General features: G+C 42.0%; 21 protein-coding genes. 7 read left to right on the forward strand and 14 right to left on the reverse strand.

The window, feature by feature from the left end; translation table 11 throughout:
• The first annotated feature begins 2 nt into the window (after positions 1 to 2).
• A complete protein-coding gene (locus AC2A4J_RS13110) occupies positions 3 to 131 on the forward strand; it encodes a transposase (RefSeq protein ID WP_484176336.1) in 129 nt (42 codons plus the stop codon).
• An 86-nt stretch (positions 132 to 217) separates the two neighbouring features.
• Here AC2A4J_RS13110 and AC2A4J_RS13115 read toward each other — a convergent pair whose 3' ends face one another.
• Together AC2A4J_RS13115 and AC2A4J_RS13120 are read right to left on the reverse strand one after the other, a co-directional pair.
• A complete protein-coding gene (locus tag AC2A4J_RS13115; RefSeq protein ID WP_484176337.1) occupies positions 218 to 1048 on the reverse strand; it encodes a substrate-binding periplasmic protein in 831 nt (276 codons plus the stop codon).
• A gap of 282 nt (positions 1049 to 1330) precedes the next feature.
• Positions 1331 to 3547: a transglycosylase domain-containing protein gene (locus AC2A4J_RS13120; RefSeq protein WP_484176338.1), complete on the reverse strand. Its 2217-nt coding sequence runs from the start codon at positions 3545 to 3547 to the stop codon at positions 1331 to 1333.
• Positions 3548 to 3918: 371 nt separating this feature from the next.
• On the opposite strand from AC2A4J_RS13120, the gene AC2A4J_RS13125 reads away from it, so the two are divergent.
• Positions 3919 to 4248 carry a Rieske (2Fe-2S) protein gene (locus AC2A4J_RS13125; protein ID WP_484176339.1) on the forward strand — a complete coding sequence of 110 codons (330 nt, stop codon included), beginning with the start codon at positions 3919 to 3921 and terminating at the stop codon, positions 4246 to 4248.
• A gap of 199 nt (positions 4249 to 4447) precedes the next feature.
• Here the strand turns inward: AC2A4J_RS13125 and AC2A4J_RS13130 are convergent, their stop codons facing one another.
• Positions 4448 to 4900 (reverse strand): DUF2798 domain-containing protein, encoded by a 453-nt coding sequence (locus AC2A4J_RS13130; protein WP_484176340.1) that lies wholly within the window; start codon positions 4898 to 4900, stop codon positions 4448 to 4450.
• A 101-nt stretch (positions 4901 to 5001) separates the two neighbouring features.
• On the opposite strand from AC2A4J_RS13130, the gene AC2A4J_RS13135 reads away from it, so the two are divergent.
• The gene (locus AC2A4J_RS13135) at positions 5002 to 5448 is read left to right on the forward strand and encodes a MarR family winged helix-turn-helix transcriptional regulator (RefSeq protein WP_484176341.1); all 447 of its coding nucleotides are present in this window, start codon (positions 5002 to 5004) and stop codon (positions 5446 to 5448) included.
• Between the two features lie 30 nt (positions 5449 to 5478).
• On the opposite strand, the gene AC2A4J_RS13140 is transcribed toward AC2A4J_RS13135, so the two are convergent.
• A complete protein-coding gene (locus AC2A4J_RS13140) occupies positions 5479 to 6117 on the reverse strand; it encodes an HD domain-containing protein (protein WP_484176342.1) in 639 nt (212 codons plus the stop codon).
• 115 nt (positions 6118 to 6232) lie between these two features.
• Positions 6233 to 6850 (reverse strand): OmpW family outer membrane protein, encoded by a 618-nt coding sequence (locus AC2A4J_RS13145; protein WP_484176343.1) that lies wholly within the window; start codon positions 6848 to 6850, stop codon positions 6233 to 6235.
• A gap of 315 nt (positions 6851 to 7165) precedes the next feature.
• On the opposite strand from AC2A4J_RS13145, the gene AC2A4J_RS13150 reads away from it, so the two are divergent.
• Complete coding sequence (locus tag AC2A4J_RS13150) at positions 7166 to 8041, forward strand: carboxylate/amino acid/amine transporter (protein WP_484176344.1); 876 nt, start codon at positions 7166 to 7168, stop codon at positions 8039 to 8041.
• Between the two features lie 54 nt (positions 8042 to 8095).
• On the opposite strand, the gene AC2A4J_RS13155 is transcribed toward AC2A4J_RS13150, so the two are convergent.
• Entirely contained in the window at positions 8096 to 8824 is a 729-nt protein-coding gene (locus tag AC2A4J_RS13155) for a YccT family protein (RefSeq protein ID WP_484176345.1), read from the reverse strand.
• Positions 8825 to 9084: 260 nt separating this feature from the next.
• Between AC2A4J_RS13155 and AC2A4J_RS13160 the strand changes: the two genes are divergently transcribed.
• Positions 9085 to 10122 (forward strand): diguanylate cyclase, encoded by a 1038-nt coding sequence (locus AC2A4J_RS13160; protein ID WP_484176346.1) that lies wholly within the window; start codon positions 9085 to 9087, stop codon positions 10120 to 10122.
• Between the two features lies 1 nt (position 10123).
• On the opposite strand, the gene AC2A4J_RS13165 is transcribed toward AC2A4J_RS13160, so the two are convergent.
• The 3 genes from AC2A4J_RS13165 to AC2A4J_RS13175 all read right to left on the reverse strand — a co-directional run bounded on the left by AC2A4J_RS13165 (position 10124) and on the right by AC2A4J_RS13175 (position 11547).
• A complete protein-coding gene (locus AC2A4J_RS13165; protein ID WP_484176347.1) occupies positions 10124 to 10552 on the reverse strand; it encodes a GNAT family N-acetyltransferase in 429 nt (142 codons plus the stop codon).
• 1 nt (position 10553) lies between these two features.
• The gene (locus AC2A4J_RS13170) at positions 10554 to 11033 is read right to left on the reverse strand and encodes an MgtC/SapB family protein (RefSeq protein WP_484176348.1); all 480 of its coding nucleotides are present in this window, start codon (positions 11031 to 11033) and stop codon (positions 10554 to 10556) included.
• Positions 11034 to 11319: 286 nt separating this feature from the next.
• Entirely contained in the window at positions 11320 to 11547 is a 228-nt protein-coding gene (locus AC2A4J_RS13175) for a hypothetical protein (protein WP_484176349.1), read from the reverse strand.
• Positions 11548 to 12177: 630 nt separating this feature from the next.
• Here AC2A4J_RS13175 and AC2A4J_RS13180 point away from each other — a divergent pair.
• The gene (locus tag AC2A4J_RS13180; protein WP_484176350.1) at positions 12178 to 13866 is read left to right on the forward strand and encodes a carboxylesterase family protein; all 1689 of its coding nucleotides are present in this window, start codon (positions 12178 to 12180) and stop codon (positions 13864 to 13866) included.
• A gap of 53 nt (positions 13867 to 13919) precedes the next feature.
• Here AC2A4J_RS13180 and AC2A4J_RS13185 read toward each other — a convergent pair whose 3' ends face one another.
• Both AC2A4J_RS13185 and AC2A4J_RS13190 read right to left on the reverse strand, forming a co-directional pair.
• A complete protein-coding gene (locus tag AC2A4J_RS13185) occupies positions 13920 to 14111 on the reverse strand; it encodes a cobalamin biosynthesis protein (RefSeq protein WP_484176457.1) in 192 nt (63 codons plus the stop codon).
• A gap of 139 nt (positions 14112 to 14250) precedes the next feature.
• Positions 14251 to 15168, reverse strand: a complete 918-nt coding sequence (locus AC2A4J_RS13190; RefSeq protein WP_484176351.1) for a LysR family transcriptional regulator — start codon at positions 15166 to 15168, stop codon at positions 14251 to 14253.
• 107 nt (positions 15169 to 15275) lie between these two features.
• Between AC2A4J_RS13190 and AC2A4J_RS13195 the strand changes: the two genes are divergently transcribed.
• Positions 15276 to 16412, forward strand: a complete 1137-nt coding sequence (locus AC2A4J_RS13195) for an alkene reductase (RefSeq protein WP_484176352.1) — start codon at positions 15276 to 15278, stop codon at positions 16410 to 16412.
• A gap of 132 nt (positions 16413 to 16544) precedes the next feature.
• Here AC2A4J_RS13195 and AC2A4J_RS13200 read toward each other — a convergent pair whose 3' ends face one another.
• From AC2A4J_RS13200 to cbiE, 3 genes are read right to left on the reverse strand one after another with little or no spacing between them, the layout of a single operon-like run.
• On the reverse strand, positions 16545 to 17315 hold the full coding sequence (locus AC2A4J_RS13200) for a cobalt-precorrin 5A hydrolase (protein ID WP_484176353.1): 771 nt from the start codon (positions 17313 to 17315) through the stop codon (positions 16545 to 16547).
• Positions 17312 to 18052, reverse strand: coding sequence for a precorrin-2 C(20)-methyltransferase (gene cobI / locus AC2A4J_RS13205; RefSeq protein WP_484176354.1), 741 nt, complete (start codon positions 18050 to 18052; stop codon positions 17312 to 17314). Before cobI ends, AC2A4J_RS13200 begins: the two co-directional genes overlap by 4 nt.
• Positions 18049 to 19410, reverse strand: coding sequence for a precorrin-6y C5,15-methyltransferase (decarboxylating) subunit CbiE (gene cbiE / locus AC2A4J_RS13210; RefSeq protein WP_484176355.1), 1362 nt, complete (start codon positions 19408 to 19410; stop codon positions 18049 to 18051). The genes cobI and cbiE overlap by 4 nt, the downstream gene beginning before the upstream one ends.
• Positions 19411 to 19554 lie beyond the last annotated feature (144 nt).

A 19554-nucleotide genomic window follows, 5' to 3' on the forward strand; every position in this document is an offset into this window, starting at 1 on the left:
AGTTGATTCGTAAATTGCAGGAAAATGTAACTTACCGTTGGTTCTTAGGTTTAGGCCTGATAGACGAAGCACCTGATGCCTCAACATTGGGTACTAACCGCATACGTCGCTTTAAAGAATCAGATGTGTAACAGACGATCAATCAGTAAAAAGTCACCAAGAAAAAATAAAGGTAGGCCGTACCTTACTCACTTTATACTTACAAAACCTTTAATCACTAATTAACCGTTATACCTACTCGGGTACGAACGTCCCATTCCTGTATACCATCCAGTGCTGCTTGCCCAGTAAAGCCTTCTTTCTTCATATTTTGCAAGGCAACTGCTATTTTGTGCTTTACACTATCAAGGTTACAGGGAGACTTCTTAGACATGGTTAAGTACAACCCCTCTCTACTGATATAGGGCGACACAGGGACAATTAAGTCAGACAATCCCAGCATAGTTGCATAAGCATGCGCTGGATTTTTTTCATATAAGACATAATCCACGCGATCTGTGGCTAACATGCGCAGAGCCTGAGACAAACTAGCCACTGCTAATATATTAAGATTTTGTTGGGAATATTGGTCAAAATCTTGACCAAAACTATTATTAATCACAGTCACTCCCCACTTGCCGACTAAATCTTCTCTTTCATTAAAAGGAAAAGGCTTGTCTTTACTTTGCCACACAACACTTGTGGTATGAAGCATCACTGGTGTGAAGTAATCCATGTAATCGGCTCGCTCATTTGTATAAAAAGCCCCTGCCATTAGATCCACTCGGCCACTTTTCACTTCACTTTGAGCTCTTGACCAAGGACCGACATGGATGAGTTTAATTGGGATATTGATACGGCGGCTTAACTCATCAATAATCAGACGATTCACTCCGTGAAGTTCTGTTGAATCTGGTGAGTCTCGCCATAAAAATGGAGGGTATTCAGAATTGCCTGATGCAGTAAGTGATTTACATAGCGAAGGCGGCACGTCTTGCCCTAAAGCAATATTGGCATTTAAGAAAATCACTGCGAATAGACAGCAAATTATTTGTGTGTGCAGCCGCATAAAGCGCCACTCCCTTACAAGTAAAATTCAAACGATAAGCGAAGCTTTTTTCTTTTGTATACACAAGGTGATGCTATTTCAAGAAGCGCCTTAGCCGACGTCTTTTCTAGGCAGTCATTCCAAAATCGCCTGAATATCTTTTTCCATAAAGGCACCAATATCCTTTTATAACAACAAGTTAAAAATCAAAAAAGAAGTAACAATGTTATCATCAAGGCCCTATGAGGCTATATAAGAACTAAACAATTATCAATCTTCTTTTCCAATTTCATATAGATGAATTTAGAAAGGCCAAAAACATGAACTACTTTCTTTTGGCTCTGTGCCTAAAATAAACGCTAACTGAGTTTTGTCTTGACAACGATCGGCGGCAATCTCAAATTCACTATCTAATACGTTGTAACGAGCCGCACCTCTAGGCAAGGCATCTGGCAAAGATCTAGGGTTAACATTTTTGGTAAAATCTACCCAAACTTTCAATGCTCCACTGCTACCTGTAATACTTAATGGCACATTATTATCATCGCCAAGCCATACAGTTGACGAGTAATCGCCAGTAATACCAACAAACCAGCTGTCTTTTTGCTGATTCGTAGTGCCTGTTTTTGCTGCGAAATTCAGCTCTGGAAAAACAGCCTGCGCCGCCCTAGCGGTCCCAATTTTAGGTGTTTTTGTCATACCATCGAGAGTCACAGCAAGTAAAGCATCAGTAAAAGGCACATCATTATGCTGATCAAACCGTTTCATTAGCTGATCTTTTTGATCCATAACTGCTAACACAACCCCTAGCTCACTGCTCTTTCCTTGAGAAGCAATGGGTTGATATAAGCGAGACACTTCAAAAGGAGACAACTCCAATGCTCCCAGCGCCATCGCTGGATGCATAGTAAAAGGTCGCTTTACTCCTAACTGTCGCAAGGTATCACCAACTCGATCAAAACCAATTTGGCTGGCCAAAGAGACGGTCGCCAAGTTATAGGATTTAGCCATGGCCTCATAAAGATGCACTACACCATGTGTTCTTCTATCGTAGTTTTCAGGTTCCCAAACCTGACCACCTACGTTAAAGCGTAATTTTTTATCTTCTATCTGACTCCACCAGGTGTATCGCCCAGTTGCCAAGGCCGATAAATACAGCGGAGGTTTCACTAATGAACCAATTGGCCTAACCGCCCCCAAAGCTCGATTGAAACCAGTGTAGTGCTGACCACTAGACCCAACTACAGCGCGCACTTGCCCTGTAATCCTATCGGTGACAACCATAGCGCCTTGCAATCCTTTCAACTTAGGGTCACGCTTTTCCAACGCACTCACTTGACGTTGCATAGCTAAACTCGCCGCTCTCTGAGCACGTATATCGACCCCAGTATAAATTCGTAAGTTTTTAGTCGCCAAAGTAGTTTCATCAAAATCCCGCGACAATTGCATAGCAACCAAATCCAAATAGTCACCAAACACGGAGCGCTCCTTCTTCTTGTCAGCAAGTCGGATAGGTTGTTTTGTTAAGCTGTTATAATCGGCATCCGATAATCGATCTTGGTTTTTTAATATTGCCAACACCGTATTACGACGGTTTTTGGCACGATTCGGAGATCGTTCAGGATTATAGAGAGATGGGCCTTTGACCATTCCCACTAACAAAGCCAATTCATCAATATTCAGTTCATTAAGTGGACGACCAAAAAAGTGCTGACTAGCAGCGGCAAAACCATGTAGAGCACTGTTACCTAATTGCGCCAAATACACTTCGTTCATATAAGCGGTAATAATGGCTTCTTTCGAATAATGATATTCAAGCAATAAACTCATGACGACTTCAGTTAATTTTCGCGTATAAGTACGCTCAGAGCTTAAATACATGTTTTTCACAAGCTGCTGAGTCAAGGTGGAACCGCCTTGACGACGAGAGCCATGGGTTAAATTCACTAAAGCCGCACGCGCTATACCGGTAGGAGAAATCCCCCAATGCTGATAAAAGTCTTGGTCTTCTACGGCAATTAAGATATCGATGAGAGGTTTAGGGATATCCTCGTACGTTAAGATTTGGCGACTTTCAGTATTACCACCGTATAAAAAACCAATACGCTGGGGCTCAATTCGTGCTTCGTCTATTTCATCGCCGTTCAGCGCTTGAATGACCAAACGACCATTTTGGAAAGAAAAAATACGCCTTTCGCTCTCATGAAATCCCAGATGATCGACATAGGAACGTAGATGCGCGCTAACTTTTGTTTGGCTACGTGCAGCCCAACCAACGTTCTGGCTATTTCGGCCAAACCGATAGCCGGTTTCTTTCAACAAATTCTCAAGATCTTGTTTTTTCCAAGGCGCCCCACTAGACAAAATAATCGGAGCACTATAAACCTCTGAAGGAACTTGCCATTTTTGCCCTTCAAAACGACTAACAACTTGACCGTTCAGCCACCATACCCAACCCGCAAAAGGAATAGAGCCCACTAACGTAATAATGATTCCCCATTTAAAGCAGAAACGAATCATCCTCTTCAACCAAGAAGATTTAGGTGGCTTTTTCGAACGAGTTGAGGGCTTACGTGAAGATTTTGTCGGCGTTTTTTTAGTCATAGCGCGCAAGTATAAGGAGCTTATAGGAAGCAAGCAACGGTCTAAAAACAACTAACTCAATTCTTGCGTATTGACTCGTCATCAATAGCACTTTAGAGTCTTTGCTCACGGAAAGTTTATTTAACTGACGTTTCGCTGAACTTTATTCGCCTAGTCAACGATAGAATTGAAAGAAAACACCACTAAAGGACAATGTTTTTTGTTGTCGAATTTAGTGCGCATGATTATGGAAAGCGTCAATTCTATTGAAATAAACTACATTCATTATAAAAAAGTGCGGTAATCACGTGTTTAACAAGTACCTTATCCCCGATGCTCAAAACCTTCCTGAAGGCAAAGCACTAAGCATAAAAGTTGAAGAGTACAACTTTTTAGTCACTAAACAGCAAGGCCAGATTCTGGCTTTTGAGAACCTATGCCCTCATCAGAAGAAGCAACTTAATTGGTCTGATGACCCTGCGCTAGATGAAGAAGGTGATTACTTAAAGTGCCACCATCATGGCGCCTTATTTTCACCTGTAGACGGAACCTGCATTACCGGTCCCTGCCAAGGTAGCCAACTTAAAAAAGCCACGGTAGGAATAGAACAAGGCAACTGCTACTTATTGTTTGCCTAAACAGGCATTTCACTTTAATAATCTAAAGAAAACAACCTAGATATTTTTATCTATTAAGACGCTACCCTTCTATAGCAGGCTTAGCGTCTTACTCTTTACAGACGTTCAATTATGTCTGATTTTTGACGATCTAAGCATCGGCCGATAATGGCCTCCATTGCTCAAGGCAGCACTATTACACTCCTCTTGTAAAATAACCTTATGCAGGCTTAGCCCAAAAAGCGGCTAATTTCGGCTTAATAACTAGAGACATCAATACAGAAATAGCCAACCCAGCCGGTAACGCTGAAACAAACGTCGCAAGCCAAAAATCAACAAACTCTTTTATCAGCATAAAACCGTGTAGATTTATCGTCGTCACAACGGCCATAATAGATTCCATCATCACCGCCATAACAAGTCCAAAAGCAATATTTTTCTTCACAGAAGAGAAACTTGGAAAGATTAAAGTAACCAGCCGATTAATGGTAAAAGCAATCACTCCCCCAATTGGCGCAATACACAAAACACACAAGGCAAAAGAGGACAACCAAGCTCCAATAAAGCCATCGGTAAAACCGATATTTTTCCATGTCATTAGTAAGGTTAAAAAACCACCAAAAGTAATGACTAGGCTAGCAATAACACCAATTTTTTGAACAATTTTTGACATAGATATTCTCTCAGTTAATGATAAGGTTAAAACAACAAACTATGTTGACATTGTCAACCATATTAAATTAAGTTGATTTTGTCAACTAATTGGAAATCGTTATGCATCATTATGAATCTGAAATGCAATCACTCTTTATCAATACTATTGGCGGTTTAAAAACCTCAATGAAAGACACCATGAAAGAAAAAGGTCTACAACTTTCCCCACTGTACTTCATGGTGCTAAAACAAATTCACGACATAGAGGACTGCACAGCGCATCACCTTGCAGAATCAACAGAGAGAGACAAAGGTCAAATCACTCGATTAGTACACGAAGTAATGGACCATGGATATGTGATAAAAACCCCCAACCCGAATGACAAGCGCAGCCAGTTCCTTCAACTAACGGAGAAAGGTTTAGAGTGTTACCAGCAATTGGCTAGTGCTGACCAAGCGATTTTGACAAAAATGCGGACAGGTATTAGTGATGAGGAACTGAAAAAATTCTTGGAAATTGGGCAAAAAATGCTCGCTAATTTAAGCGCTATCAACCACAAAGCATGAAGGTCTATACAAGAAATACAGAAGTTAGCGTTAGATTTCTAACGCTAACTGATCAAGAAAGTCTCGCATAACTGCTTCCCGCCTCTTCCCCTCCAACTGAGCAGAAGCCGTATGTAAACTGTCCGCAATACGAAATAATTTATTAAAAAAATGATCGACCGAGTACCGAGAATCATCGGGCTCTCGATTTTCACAAAATGGGTCCTCTGAAGCATATAAAGCACGATTAAGCACACCACTTACTTGCATACAACGAGCGATACCGACAGCTCCCAATGCATCTAAACGATCTGCATCCTGCACTATTTTAGCTTCGAGCGTTTCGGCTGCAATATTGGCACTAAAACTATGAGCCTTAATTGAATGTCGGATCGCTTCGTAATGCTCACTTGAGTAATTAATAGAGGCTAAAAACTCAATGGCTTTATCGCTAGCCAATGTCGAAGCCAAATGCCGTTCAGGATGATTTTTGGGTAAAGATACACAATCATGAAGCCAGGCGGCAGGAATGACCACCGCCAAGTCAGCATTTTCTGCAGCGGCAAGTTGCTTAGCGACTTTGACCACTCGCAAGATATGATTCAAATCATGAGCTGCATCAGCGTGGTCTTGAGCCTGTAAAAAAGCTTGGCAGCGAGATTCCAACTCAGAAATAAAAGTTAAAGACATCGTTTTTCCAAAATGATCTTAAATAGAAAAGCCTATCTTACTCCTATGAAACAACACAATAAAAAGGCTTTGATTCGAAAACCAAAGCCTTCCTATATCCCTCTGGATAATAGTTTTAGAAGGTATAACCAACACTTGCCATAAAAGTAACAGGATCAATGTCTGCGTTAATTGTCCCAGCCGTTTCAGTATGAACATCAGTATTGATATCCATGTACCAAAGCGAAGCGTTCGCAAACCAGTTTTCAGCAAAATTCACATCAACACCCACTTGTGCAGCCAAACCAAAAGAATTATCAAGTTTTACATCATCATTGGATAATACTCCTTTCCCCTTTTCATCAAAGAAAACAGTGTAATTCAAACCCGCGCCGACATAAGGGCGAATTTGACTGTTCTCTTGGCCAAAGTAATATTGCGCCATGATAGAGGGAGGCAAATGAGACACTTCAGCAACCTCCCCTAAACCTTTTGTAGAAACCTCATGAGTAAAAGGTGTCGCTGCTAACAACTCAACACCAAATTGATCAGTCAACATGTAAGTAAGTGTCAAACCCACTTGAGTATCACTATTCAGTTCTAATTCACCTGAACTGGCAACATCATCACTGCTTTCATTTGGCATCACTACCGCTAAACCGCCACGAACAAAAATATCACCCGCATTGTGAGCTAAAGCCATGGATGAACAAAGCGCAGAAACAAGTACTGCTGGAAGAAATAAAGCTTTCATAATCGATTCCTTTTTGAGATCAAACAAGATGTCTGTGCTAAAAAAGGTAACAGGGTGACAGTTTAAATTATTAATCTAGATCAAGGTTTTACTCAGACACAAAGAGCAATATCGGTTACCTACCGACTAAATCAATAAAGCCCAAACAACCCAAATTAAATCGTTTTTCTCTGAAAATTGCAGATAAAAAGACACTCAATAAAAAAAGCTAAAAAAAAGACATTAGTAAACCCAAAAAAACATAAAAGTAAACTGATTTACCAAAACGCAATTAGTCGGTAAACTCTACAAAAAACTTTACTTGGAATTAGACACATGCCAATACTTATTGCCGTCACCCTACTTTGGGCGTTTTCATTCAGCTTGATTGGGGTTTACCTAGCCGGACAAGTCGATGCTTGGTTTTCCGTACTAATGCGGGTTGCACTTGCTACTATTGTTTTTTTACCCTTCCTTAAACTGCGTCAAATTGAAGCAAGAATCGCATTGAAGCTAATGATCTGCGGTGCTTTACAGCTCGGTATAATGTATGGGTTTTATTACCAATCTTTCTTATATTTATCAGTACCTGAAGTCCTACTCTTTACCGTTATGACGCCTCTGTATGTCACGCTTATCAATGACATGCTAGATCGTCGTCTAAATGTAGGCTTTGCTATCAGCGCCCTTTTAGCGATCTTGGGGGCTGTTGCCATTCGCTATCAAGGAGTAGACGAGGGTTTCATCAAGGGCTTGCTAATCGTACAAGGTGCCAATATTTGCTTTGCTTCAGGGCAAGTTGGCTATAAACGTGTTATTGCAAAACAGCGTCCAGATCTTCCTCAGCGCACTGTATTTGGATGGTTTTTCATTGGAGCTTTAGCGATTGTTGTTCCGTGTTACCTAGCATTAGGTAACCCAGATAAACTCCCAACAACGACGCTACAATGGTCCATTTTGACCTACCTTGGCATCGTTGCTTCTGGATTAGGCTATTTTGCTTGGAATAAAGGTGCAACCATGGTGAATATTGGCACTTTGGCCGTTGCCAATAACCTTCTTATTCCTGCTGGTATTATCGTTAATGTGGTTTTCTGGAACAGAGACGCTGACATTCTGCGTCTAGCTATTGGGGGCGGAATTATATTGTTGGCACTTTGGGTTAACGATAAATTCAACCAAAAGTATGCAGAATCAAAAGTGGCCGCTTAGTCTAACTGTATGAGCTAACGCCCAGCTTCCACTGGGCGTTTATTACTTAAAAAATCATTTTAATAGCCAAGCTTGGAATTCTTTTCTCTCTTCTTTATCCGCTTTTTTAACCCAAAACAGGAACATATCAAGCTGAATATTAGCAACTTTAGGCTTGTACATATTATCCGCTATCCAGATTCGAGCATCTTTGCGAGTTAACTCATCTGATTCATTATACCAAAACTGCATCATATCCAATGCCACATCTTCTGCCATTAGAATTGGCGCTCTAACCGGACCAGAATCAGAGCGCACACTGTCCAAAGTTTTGGTTGCCGTTAATCTTTCAATCTCAGACACATAATCACGAGTATTTTGAAGTCCAGACTTAGTTGTTAAATTTTTCTGTTTGTAATCAACGTCCTGTCCGGTCACGTCATCATAAATCGTAAATTGTGGATCTTTAGCATTGGCCTCAGCTTGTTTCTGATTAGATATGTAAGGAGCTTTTAAGATCAAATACCCATTCTTCGTAAACTTCAAATCTAAGGCAATTGGCTCTGATTGATATTCATGGGTATCGCCACCGCTGCGCAACAATTTATTAAAACGCACAACGATCTGATGCTGGCCTTCGTCAAGTTCCACTTTAAAGTCATTACCAAGCTGACTAGCACTTTCAAGGTCTACATACATTATTTCAAAAGACCGCGGCACTTCAAACGAAGCCGCTATTGCTGGTAACGCAGTGAAACTGCCCAATAAAATACCAAACGAAATAGCATAATTTCTTATTTTCATCGATTTTCCCTTACAACACGTAACAAAGCAAAAGTTGAATCTAGCATATAGTGCAGCTCAATTTACTAGGTTTACTGCGCGTCGAGGCCACTTACTCGATTTTGTCTTTTTTCATGACTTAAAACAGAGACATCGAACACAACTCGACAAAAAGCAGAGTCTCTACATACTTCTATGTAGCTTCATGATGTCACTATTGCTGATTATTTTTTATACAAAATCATTTAACTCTATTAAAACAGGACATTTACAAAAAAATTATGCAAAACAAAATTGAAACTCAGCTGAGCCACAAACTCATTCTGCGCATAATTGAGTTATCCATCTTAACCTTAATTATTGATCTCACCTTGCGCCCTTTTTTTGTCACGCTACCTATCTACTTTACATGGATTGGTTTAGTGGATTTAGTAATGGTAACAGGCCTCTACGTCGTCATCCGTTGTAATGCTTTTCCTGCATTAGAGATTTATATCTCTTTATTCATTGCTATTATTATAATCCTCCCTTCTCTAGTTTTATCTGGTGGCGTCAACAGTCAGGTCGCTTATTTGCTACCCCTGTACCCTGTCATGGCCGCATTAATTGGGGGTTATAGAGAATCTCTTATTATCACCATTCTGCTAGTCATTGGGGTTATCTTAGCCACGATATTTAGCGAACATTTCATTGACCTCACGGAAGAAGCGTATTCAAGCACAAAATCAATAGACAGAGGATTTTGGCTAGCTGCCTCTATTATTTTTAGTGGTGTATTTGGACGTTTTTTTCTCAAACGCTATTCAGAGCTCACTGAACAATTGAAAAATGAAAACATACAAGACCCTTTAACCGGTCTGCTGAATCGGAGAGGTTTAAATCTCTATTTCAGCCAAGAACTAGACAATGCAGAGGTTTCAAACTTGGCATTGAGTCTCATACTGATTGACATTGACTATTTCAAAAAAGTAAACGATATGTACGGTCATGATATTGGTGACAGATGTTTGATCGAGATAGCCAACACCTTATCTCAAGCAATTAGAAAAACCGACATTATTGCTCGGTTTGGTGGAGAGGAATTCATCATTATTTTACCAAACACACAAGAAATTGAAGCCGAAGTAATAGCGGAAAAATTGAGAGTACTCATATCCGAGAAAAAATTCAGTGAATTTAAATTATCACTTAGCATTACCCAAGGACTCACACAGCGCCATAGCGATAATGATAATGCGCTGAAAATGATTAAGCGTGCAGACAAAGCACTCTATAAAGGCAAAGAACAAGGGCGAAATTGCATACAACGGTCAGAATAAACTATCCCTTATAGATATCCGGCTGCCATTTTTGCATAAAGGTTGCCGGTGAACTCAACGATGTGTAGCCAAACTGTTGGTATAAGCTATGTGCATCCCTGGTAGCCAGTAGGATTCTTCTCAACCCCTGCAAAGAGGGATGATCATGGACTTCCTGCATAAGCCACTTAGACAAGCCTTTACCACGATGTGCTTCATCAACAAACACATCCGCCAAATACGCGAAGGTTGCCTGATCCGTTATCATTCTGGCAAAACCAACTTGTTTTCCTTCAGAGGAAAAAACACCAAAGCATAATGAATTATCTAATGCCTTTTTAAAAGTTTCTTTAGGGATTCCTTCTGCCCAATACGTATTTGATATGTAACTATGAATAACATCAAAATCCATTTCTTCACGAGAACTACTAACCCGATAACCTGACACCATTTTAATCTCTATTACGCCAACGACTGTATTTAGAATGTACGCCGCGTGTAAAAGCAGACGAATATTCCTCAAGAATGTCTACGCCATATAAAATAGCGACCACAATAATGGATAACTTTATCGCCACGTAAGAACCAACAATCGCAATACACACCCCGATTGCAGCCAATGTCCAAATCGTTGCCGCAGAGGTAACCCCTATAACAGCACCATCTTTAGATAACATAACACCAGCGCCCAGAAAACCAATCCCAGTAATTACCTGACCAATAATTCGTGATGGGTCCGTTGTATCTGCAGCCACAAACATCGACGAAGCAATAAACACATACGTGCCTAATACAATTAATGCAGACGTTCGAATCCCTACTGGCTTACCTCTCAACTGTCGCTCTAAGCCGACAATAACGCCACAAAAAATAGCCGTAGCAATCGAACTCCAGCTAAATGGAGTAATGGAAAATAACGATTCTAAATTCATACAAACTTTCTTAGGACAAACGTCATAACTAGAAGAATAAAACCTTATAAATAGATTACTGAGTTTTTGCAATTAGTACAGTTTTTAGTCAGAGATACATACAAAAAAGCAGGAAAGAGACGCGCAATAAAACAGAGATGTCTTCCATGACACCATATTAATTTCTTTAGATTAACAAGGGACAAGCACCCAAGAAATTATCGTATTCTCATAACCATCTTAGCGTTCGCATTCACGGTGTTCACTCAATATCTCAGTACTAATAAAATATACACAGTCACAAAGCCTAATCGACGTTGTTGTTTATAAAATGTTTTATTATTAATTGGTTTTTAGCAATTCTGTAAAGCATTGAAGACCCTAATTGCGTTTGATAAACCCTCAACGCTTTTTTTTGACAAATGAGCGCCTCTTTGGAAGTGATAAAATTAATAACCAGGGCTAATTTGCACAACTCGCCGCCCTTAACAACTTTTTTAACGCTTTCGTTGAGCCATTTTGCTTTAATTTCCATTTATAGAGCGCTAGATGACAAAAGTGGGGCTTTGACTGCTCTATACTCAACTGGTTTACTACTAGCGGTAGGAAATAAATGCTAAGTACAAGGCCATGACAGTCTTGTTTGATTAAAAAAATATCAATATAGGTGCTACAGTATCACATCGAGTTTTGAGAATATTGGGGCTGACAAGAGAAAGGGGGTTATTCAGAATGGTCGCCGCGTTCATGGCTCTCGTGTTTGGTTTTCTTGTTTTAACTAATTATTATATATCAAATTCATGAGGATACATCGGACTCTGATCCAAACATTCTAGCAATGTGTTAAAAGCATTTGACCCCGACAGAACACGCGCGATGAATAAAATAAACCAAACATCCACCAGCAATGTGTATAAGAAACTCAGATACGACCACCCTAGAGCAGAGTCTCGCATGTATCTTGAAAAAGTGACTAAAGCGAAAAAGAACTATGAATAAAAGGCATCCAGTTCTTTTAGATAAAAAGTGCTGGAGAGTAAACTGTTAAATACGGCGAACCAAGGAGATATAACACCCAAAGAAAAGCAATTGCTTACTGCTGAAGTGAGTAAACAAGCAATGGATATCATCAAACAACATTCTAAAAATAAATGGAGAGATGAGCATGCGAATCAGACACTCAATACAACGCTGGCTAATAAGCGGAATAGCCATTCTTTTTACAGCAACCGCTTATTCCAATCCTACAGTGGTTTTATCGGACACTGGGAAGATAGAAGGCAACAATAGCCAAGGCATCGATTCCTTTTTAGGTGTCCCTTATGCAAAAGCACCGGTTGGCTCGTTACACTGGCAATCGCCTCAACAAGCAGAGCTAATACAAAGCACTGTGCAAGCTACACAAAAAGGCGCTATCTGCCCGCAATGGCAGCAAGGCAAATTTAAAGGCCAAGAAGACTGCCTTAACCTAGATATTTACCGACCAGACAAGCATAAAGAGAACCTCCCCGTTCTCGTTTATATTCATGGTGGCAATAATCAAACAGGCGAAGCCAACGAATTTGATCCTAGAGCACTGGCTAAGTCATTAAACGCCATCGTAGTACAAGTGAATTATCGCCTCGGTGTATTAGGGTTCAACCCTCTTAGAGCGATTAAAAGCAACGACCCAATCCAAGCTTCTGGTAATTTTGGCCTTTTAGATCAACAAGCCGCACTACAATGGATACAAAAGAACATCAAATATTTCGGCGGACGCGCCGATCAAGTCACTGTATCTGGTTTTTCTGCTGGCGGACGAGATGTCATGGCGATGTTAATCTCCCCATTATTTAAAGACCTATTCCAGCAAGCTATTGTCTTTAGTGGTGGCATGACCACAGCACCCGTCGCACCAAGCCAAGAAGTTTTCCGCCAAGCGTTTGCTCCACTCATCGTCGAAGATGAAATACAAGCCAATGAAAACGCGGCAAAGCAATGGCTAGCCGAAGGAGGAAAAGCCGTTCAAGACTATTTACAACAACTTCCAGCAGAGCGATTAGCACCACTGATGAAAGGCGCTGGTATACGAATGAGCCACTTCCCACATTTATATAGAGATGGCGTCGTAATACCAAAAGAAGGCTTTGATACTGCCCTTTACAATAACGTCCCAGTCATCATGCTATCTGGGCAAACCGAATTCTCTTTCTTTGCGTTAAGTGATCCCTACTTTGTCAAAGCGTGGCATTCTGGAGCATTAAGCAAAGACCCAGCATTACTTAACCAATACCGCTTTACCTCAAACTACGGTAGCAAACTTTACAGCCTATTTAATGTTCAAAAATCAGCAGAACAGATGTTTGAACATTATCAGTCACCTATTTATGGCGCTGAAATTGCCTTCGGAACCAACCCTTTTGTCGCACAAAACCCACAAATGGAATTGATCGGATCATTTCATGGCGTTTTTATGCCACTCCTAGATCAAAGTTGGCAACAAGCACTTTTAGGAGAGACATTTCAAAAAGCAGGTACGCGAGACCTAGCCAAACACTTTCAAGCATATCTAAAAGGCTTTATCCGTACAGGTAATCCAAATAATCCTGATCTAGTCAACTGGTTAACCTGGTCACCTAAACATGAACAACAAGGTCAATCATTACTCACCTTAAATGCCAACAAACACAAAGCTCTTATCCAAATGTCATCGAAATCATACGATGAAAAAGCACTGCTTGACGCAATGAAGAATGATCACATCCTTCCTGAACAGGCAAAAATGCAAATGATCAATCAGGTATTAAATGGACGCTGGTTTAGTAATGCTTTAGATCAGCAATTTCAAAACCCTTCCCTATGGCCTAAGCCATAGCTACATTGGCCGAATCATCCACCTGATTCGGCCAATGTATGTGGCAAACCCAACTAAGAAGAAAACCCTCTCGCCAACGCACAAGTCGCTTTGGCGTTTTTGATTTTATTCAATATAAGCTCTGGTTCTGTGCCGGTTTTAATTTGGGCTGCTAACAACGCGGCAGATTCGGCGACGCCGTAGACGCCGACGGTGTTGAAGATGTAGTCGGATTTGGTACTAAGAAGCAACTCCATCGGCGTCAGCTCTTGGGCGCTGGATTCAAGGGTCGCTCAAACGACTATCCGATGCCTGTTGTGGAGGTAAAGACAGCGCCGAACATTGCACCATTTTAGAAGCACTAGAATCTGATACTAATGCCGTTCGTCACGAATACCATCACAATTAAACTAATAATAGCCTTTGTGCCTCTTCATCAAAACGCTTAAGCAAAAAATTAAGGAAGGCTCTCACTCTAGCTGGCATATAACGATTTCTATGATACAACGCATGTACAGGAACGTCGGCAAAGACCCATTGAGGCAAGACTTTCTCTAGCCGTTTTTCTTCGATATCCGTCACTACATCCCAAATAGATTTTAGGACTATTCCGTGTCCGTCAATCGCCCATTGCCGGGCTACAGCTCCATCATTTGTCTCTCTCGCATACTCCATAGAAATCGTAACGTTTTCTATCTCTTCGTCATATTTGAATTGCCACTCGTTTATTGGGCCTTTGTCTGAGCTCAAAACAATACAAGGAAACTGGGCAAGCTCTTTAGGAGATTTGGGAGAACCTTGCTTTTCAAGATAAGTTGGGGAAGCACACAATACTCGTCGATTTTTCGCCAATTGACGAGCAATAAACAAACTATCTTGAGGCTCACCAAAGCGAATAGCTAAATCAATGTCCTCACGATGTAGACTGGATAATGAGTCAGAAAGCAACAAGGTAAACTGCACATCCGGATAAACCTCATTAAATTCATCCAGCCAATCAGTCAGCATATGTCGACCAAAATCCGACGTGGCTGAAAGGCGAATCCGACCACTAACCGCCTGAGTACGGTTTTCTAGAAGTGCAAAGCCATCATCAAACGCTTGTAACCCTTGCTGGCAATAAAGCAAAAAAGCTCTGCCCTCATCCGTAAGCCGAAGGCTGCGCGTTGTCCGTTCAAACAACCTAGATTTTAAATGCGTCTCAAGATTGTTAAGTCGTGCACTAGCTGCAGCTGGCGACAACCCAAGCTTACGACCTGCTGCTGATATACCACCTAGATTTGCAGCTTCAACAAATAATCTAATATCACCAATATTCTGCATCATTATTCCAAATAATTTGACAATGATTCAAACAATAGATCAATTATCAACCCATTAAAACAAGTAAATAATGACTCCTAACAATCACTATCTAGGAGACCACCAATATGCCAACAAACAATTACACTCATACTACACTTTTTTCACCACTAACCTTTCTAGGAAAAGAGCACTCTCATCGAGTTGTTATGGCACCAATGACACGAGCCAGAAGCACTCAACCGGGAGATATTCCAAACCAAATGAATGCGCTCTATTACGAACAACGTGTATCCGCAGCACTAATCATTACTGAGGCAACACAAATTTCACCTCAAGGAAAAGGTTACTCTTACACTCCTGGAATCCACAGTGCAGAGCAGATAGAAGGATGGCGCATAGTGACCAACGCCATTCATGCTAAAGGCGGAAAAATATTTCTGCAACTTTGGCACGTTGGACGTATGTCTCATCCAGATTTTCATCAAGGAGATTTACCTGTAGCGCCATCTGCAGTGCCTTTTGAAGGGCAAATATGGAAAGTTGATCATGCAACAGGTAAAGGTGTTATGGTCGATTGCCCAACACCTAGAGCCTTAAGCAAAGAGGAAATCGCAGCTATAATTAAGGATTTTAGACACGCTGCGCAAAATGCCATTGATGCTGGGTTCGATGGTGTTGAAATACATGGCGCAAATGGCTATTTAATTGACCAATTTCTTCGCACAACCTCAAACACTCGACAAGACCAATATGGTGGCACACGACAACATCGTCTGCGTTTCCTAAAAGAAGTGGTCATTGCTGTAGCCGACCAAATAGGCCCTCAGCATACAGCCATACGTCTAGCGCCATTTCTGACTGCTCGAGGTATGGATTGCCCAGATATTCTTCCAACCATTGTCGACGCGGCTGACTTCTTAGATAAAATAGGCATTGCCTATTTACACCTTGTTGAGGCGGACTGGGAAGATGCACCGACATTTACAGAGTCTTTTAGACAAACCATACGTAGTCGTTTTAATGGCACAATCATAGTTGCAGGTAAATACGATATTATGCGCGCAGAATGGGTTCTATCAAATGGGTATGCAGACCTAGTTGCCTTTGGAAGAGACTTCATAGCAAACCCTGATTTACCAAAACGTTTAAAACAAAATTTACCACTTGCTCCCTTCGATAGATCAACACTGTTCGGCGGAACTGAACGAGGCTACAGTGACTACCCAGCATGGCAAGAAGCTCCTATTAAATCGGGTAAATAGTGACTCTCAAACCATAATATTCATTTACTTCATTGAAAATGGTGGCAGAGTAAAGTTAAAACATTCATAACCACCATTTGACTGTGCTTTACTAACGCCTCTGTTTTTTATTTAGGATAAATAATTCCTGAGTTAAATAAACGATCTCGCCAAAGCGCATGTAGCTTTGGCGTTTTTGATTTTATTCAAGATAAGCTCTGGTTCTTTGCCCGTTTTAATTTGGGCTGCTAACAGCGCGGCAGATTCCGCGACGCCATAGACACCGACGGTGTTGAAGATGTAGTCGGATTTGGTACTAAGAAGCGACTCCATCGGTGTCAGCTCTTGGGCACTGTAGGTGTTGAAGTCCCAATGGTATTTTTCCGCGAGGGCGATGAGGTTGGTTTCGTCGGCTTTGATGTCGATGCTGTTTAAAGAGTGGATTTGGTTTGGCGTTAAGCCTTTTTGCGCTAGAGCGTCAAGCATCAGGCTTTCGATAAATTCCAGCGGGCAGTTGCGTTCGCAGCCCATTCCCAGAGTATAAATAGGATTAAGATAAGGTTTCGCGGTTGTCATCACTAACTGTGCGCCAAGGGATTTTGCCACTTGCGCGCCCCACTCGTTTGCACCGCCTTCATGGCCAGATAAAAGCGGAATGACAAACTTACCTTCTTCATCCAATACCAAGACTGGCGGATCTTGATACTTGTCTTGCAACACGGGCGCGAGCGTTCGCATAACGATGCCTGTGGCACAAATAAATACTAGCCAATCGCCATTATTAAACGCCGTTTGCACGAACTCGGCGAAAGGTTTTGGTTTGTAGTCGACAACCGCATCTGGCCAGTTATTCTGCGTCCCGTTAGACAATAGTTTTTGCGCGAGACTTTCACCTGCTGGGGTTAATGCAATAAAGCGTATCACCGAGTGCCTCGTTCACTTTTGGTCACCACAAACAAAGAGAAATACGGCCCTGCTTTATCTTCCAAGGTCGATACATCGCGCACAATACGTTCGTTATCACGGCCAATGTATTCAAGATATTTTGCATCTTGCATACGATTGGTTTTGCGCAGCGCCATCAAGATACGAGGACGCGCACGCCCCGCTTTCATGATAACCACACTGTCGTGTTGTTCTAGCGCTGTATCAATTTGCAGTGCGGTATGACGACCACTCACCACCGCAAAGGATTCTTTTAACACGGTTAACGGATGATTCAAGGCGGACGATGCGGCATTGATTGACGATACGCCTGGCACCACTTGGCATTGAAAATTGCCTTCTAGGCGCTCTAATAAATACGCAAAAGAACCAAAAAACAATGGATCACCTTCACACAAGAAAACCACGTCTTTGCCTTGCGACAATTCATTGGCAATGGCTTTTGCGCCGTTGTCATAAGCTTCATTGGCCAATGAGCGATCCGTCGACATCGGCATCACAATAGCAATTTCGTTTTGCGCATGAGTGACGCCCGCAAAGGCTTCGCTGGCGATGGTTTTCGCTTGGGAACCACCTTCGCCATTGGCAAGGTAACTCACCACGCTGGCACGCTGAATTAAACGCAAGGCTTTTAAGGTGATCAATTCTGGGTCACCAGGACCTACGCCCACACCAATGAATCGGCCTGTTTTTTGTGATGTTTCCAAGGCACTCATTGTGCGTTTTCCTTATGATTTGAATTGATGGCCGATGTTGTGGCCGTATATTTTCGAAAATGATAAAGCGTTACGGGCAGACTGGGACGAAATAACCGCTGCCCCGCTAATCGCTCGCCTTTTGTAATGGACACCTGCAAACTCTGCTCGTCGGCGTCTTGTGCTTGGTCACGCTGTTGGGCGAATTCCATGACCTGATATTTTGTCTCTTCGGTAACAGCGCTGACCATCAAGCAGCCACCATCGGGTAATAGCTCCCAGACTTGCGTCATCAAGGCATTCAATTCACCATCACTGCCACCAATGAAGACTTTGTTCGGCCTGCCATGTTGTGCGTTCTTGTCAGCAAACAAATTGCCAGCAAGCAAATCCACCAGCACTTCCGGCGCCCGCCCTGCGACAATCGATAAATTCTGCATCACACCAAATCGATCTTGGTTAGCCGCTAAACAGGCCAAGCGATCGGGATGATGTTCAATGGCAACAACTTGACTACGAGGATGCCAATAGGCCATTTCCACGCTCACGCCACCGCAGCCCGCGCCAATGTCCCACACTGTGTCGCCTTGCTGAATGCCCATGTAAGACAAAATCGCCAAACGCACTTCTCGCTTGGTAATCATGCCTTTGCCGTCGCCTTTATCTGTCACAAAAGACGTATCGGGAATACCAACGGAACTTGGATAAAGTGAGGCTTGTTGGCTGGTTTTCAGCACAATCACATTGAGCGGATCACATTCGAGTTCAGCGTCTATCAAAGAATGGGCGACAAAAGTGCGGACTTTTTCTTGTTCATAACCCAGGGCTTCGCAAATTGTAATCTCACTTTTATCAAGCCCAGCTTTTATGCACTCTTCGGCAATATGTTTCGGCTGACTGTATTGATCGGTCAGTAACACCAAGGTTTTATTCGACTGCAAATGACGACGTAAAGACGCCAAAGGCCGACCATGCAAGCTCGCCACCTGCACGTCTTGCAAGGATAGTCCAAGACGATGACACGCCATTTGAATGCTGGAAACATTCGGATAGAAATGTAGGTTTTCAAGCGAAAAAGTACGCATTAACCAAGCGCCAATGCCGTAATACAATGGATCACCAGAGGCCAACACCACCACCTGTTTTGCGCCCTGAGATTGCCATTGCGTAAAGGAAGCTTTTAGCTCTTTTAGCTTGGGTAAATCCTCACGCCGACCTTGATGAACATAGCGCGCAATCGTTTCATGCTGACGCGGCGCACCCAACACAACATCATTCACCGATAAACTCGCCAAGACAGCTTGCGCCGCATCATCCAGATGCGCCACTTGATTAACGCCCAAACCGATAACATGGATTGGCATTTGTGTGTGTTTCATAAACCTACTTCCATTCAATGCCATTACATTAAGCTAGGTGGATTAACGAGAGTAAAAAACGGATAACAAGAACCTTGGTATTTGATTCACGCTGACGCGTTGAGCTTGCGAAACAGGCGCAAGTGCATTGAATACCAAGGCTCA

The sequence above is a fragment of the Marinomonas sp. ATLA20 genome, from assembly GCF_057180105.1.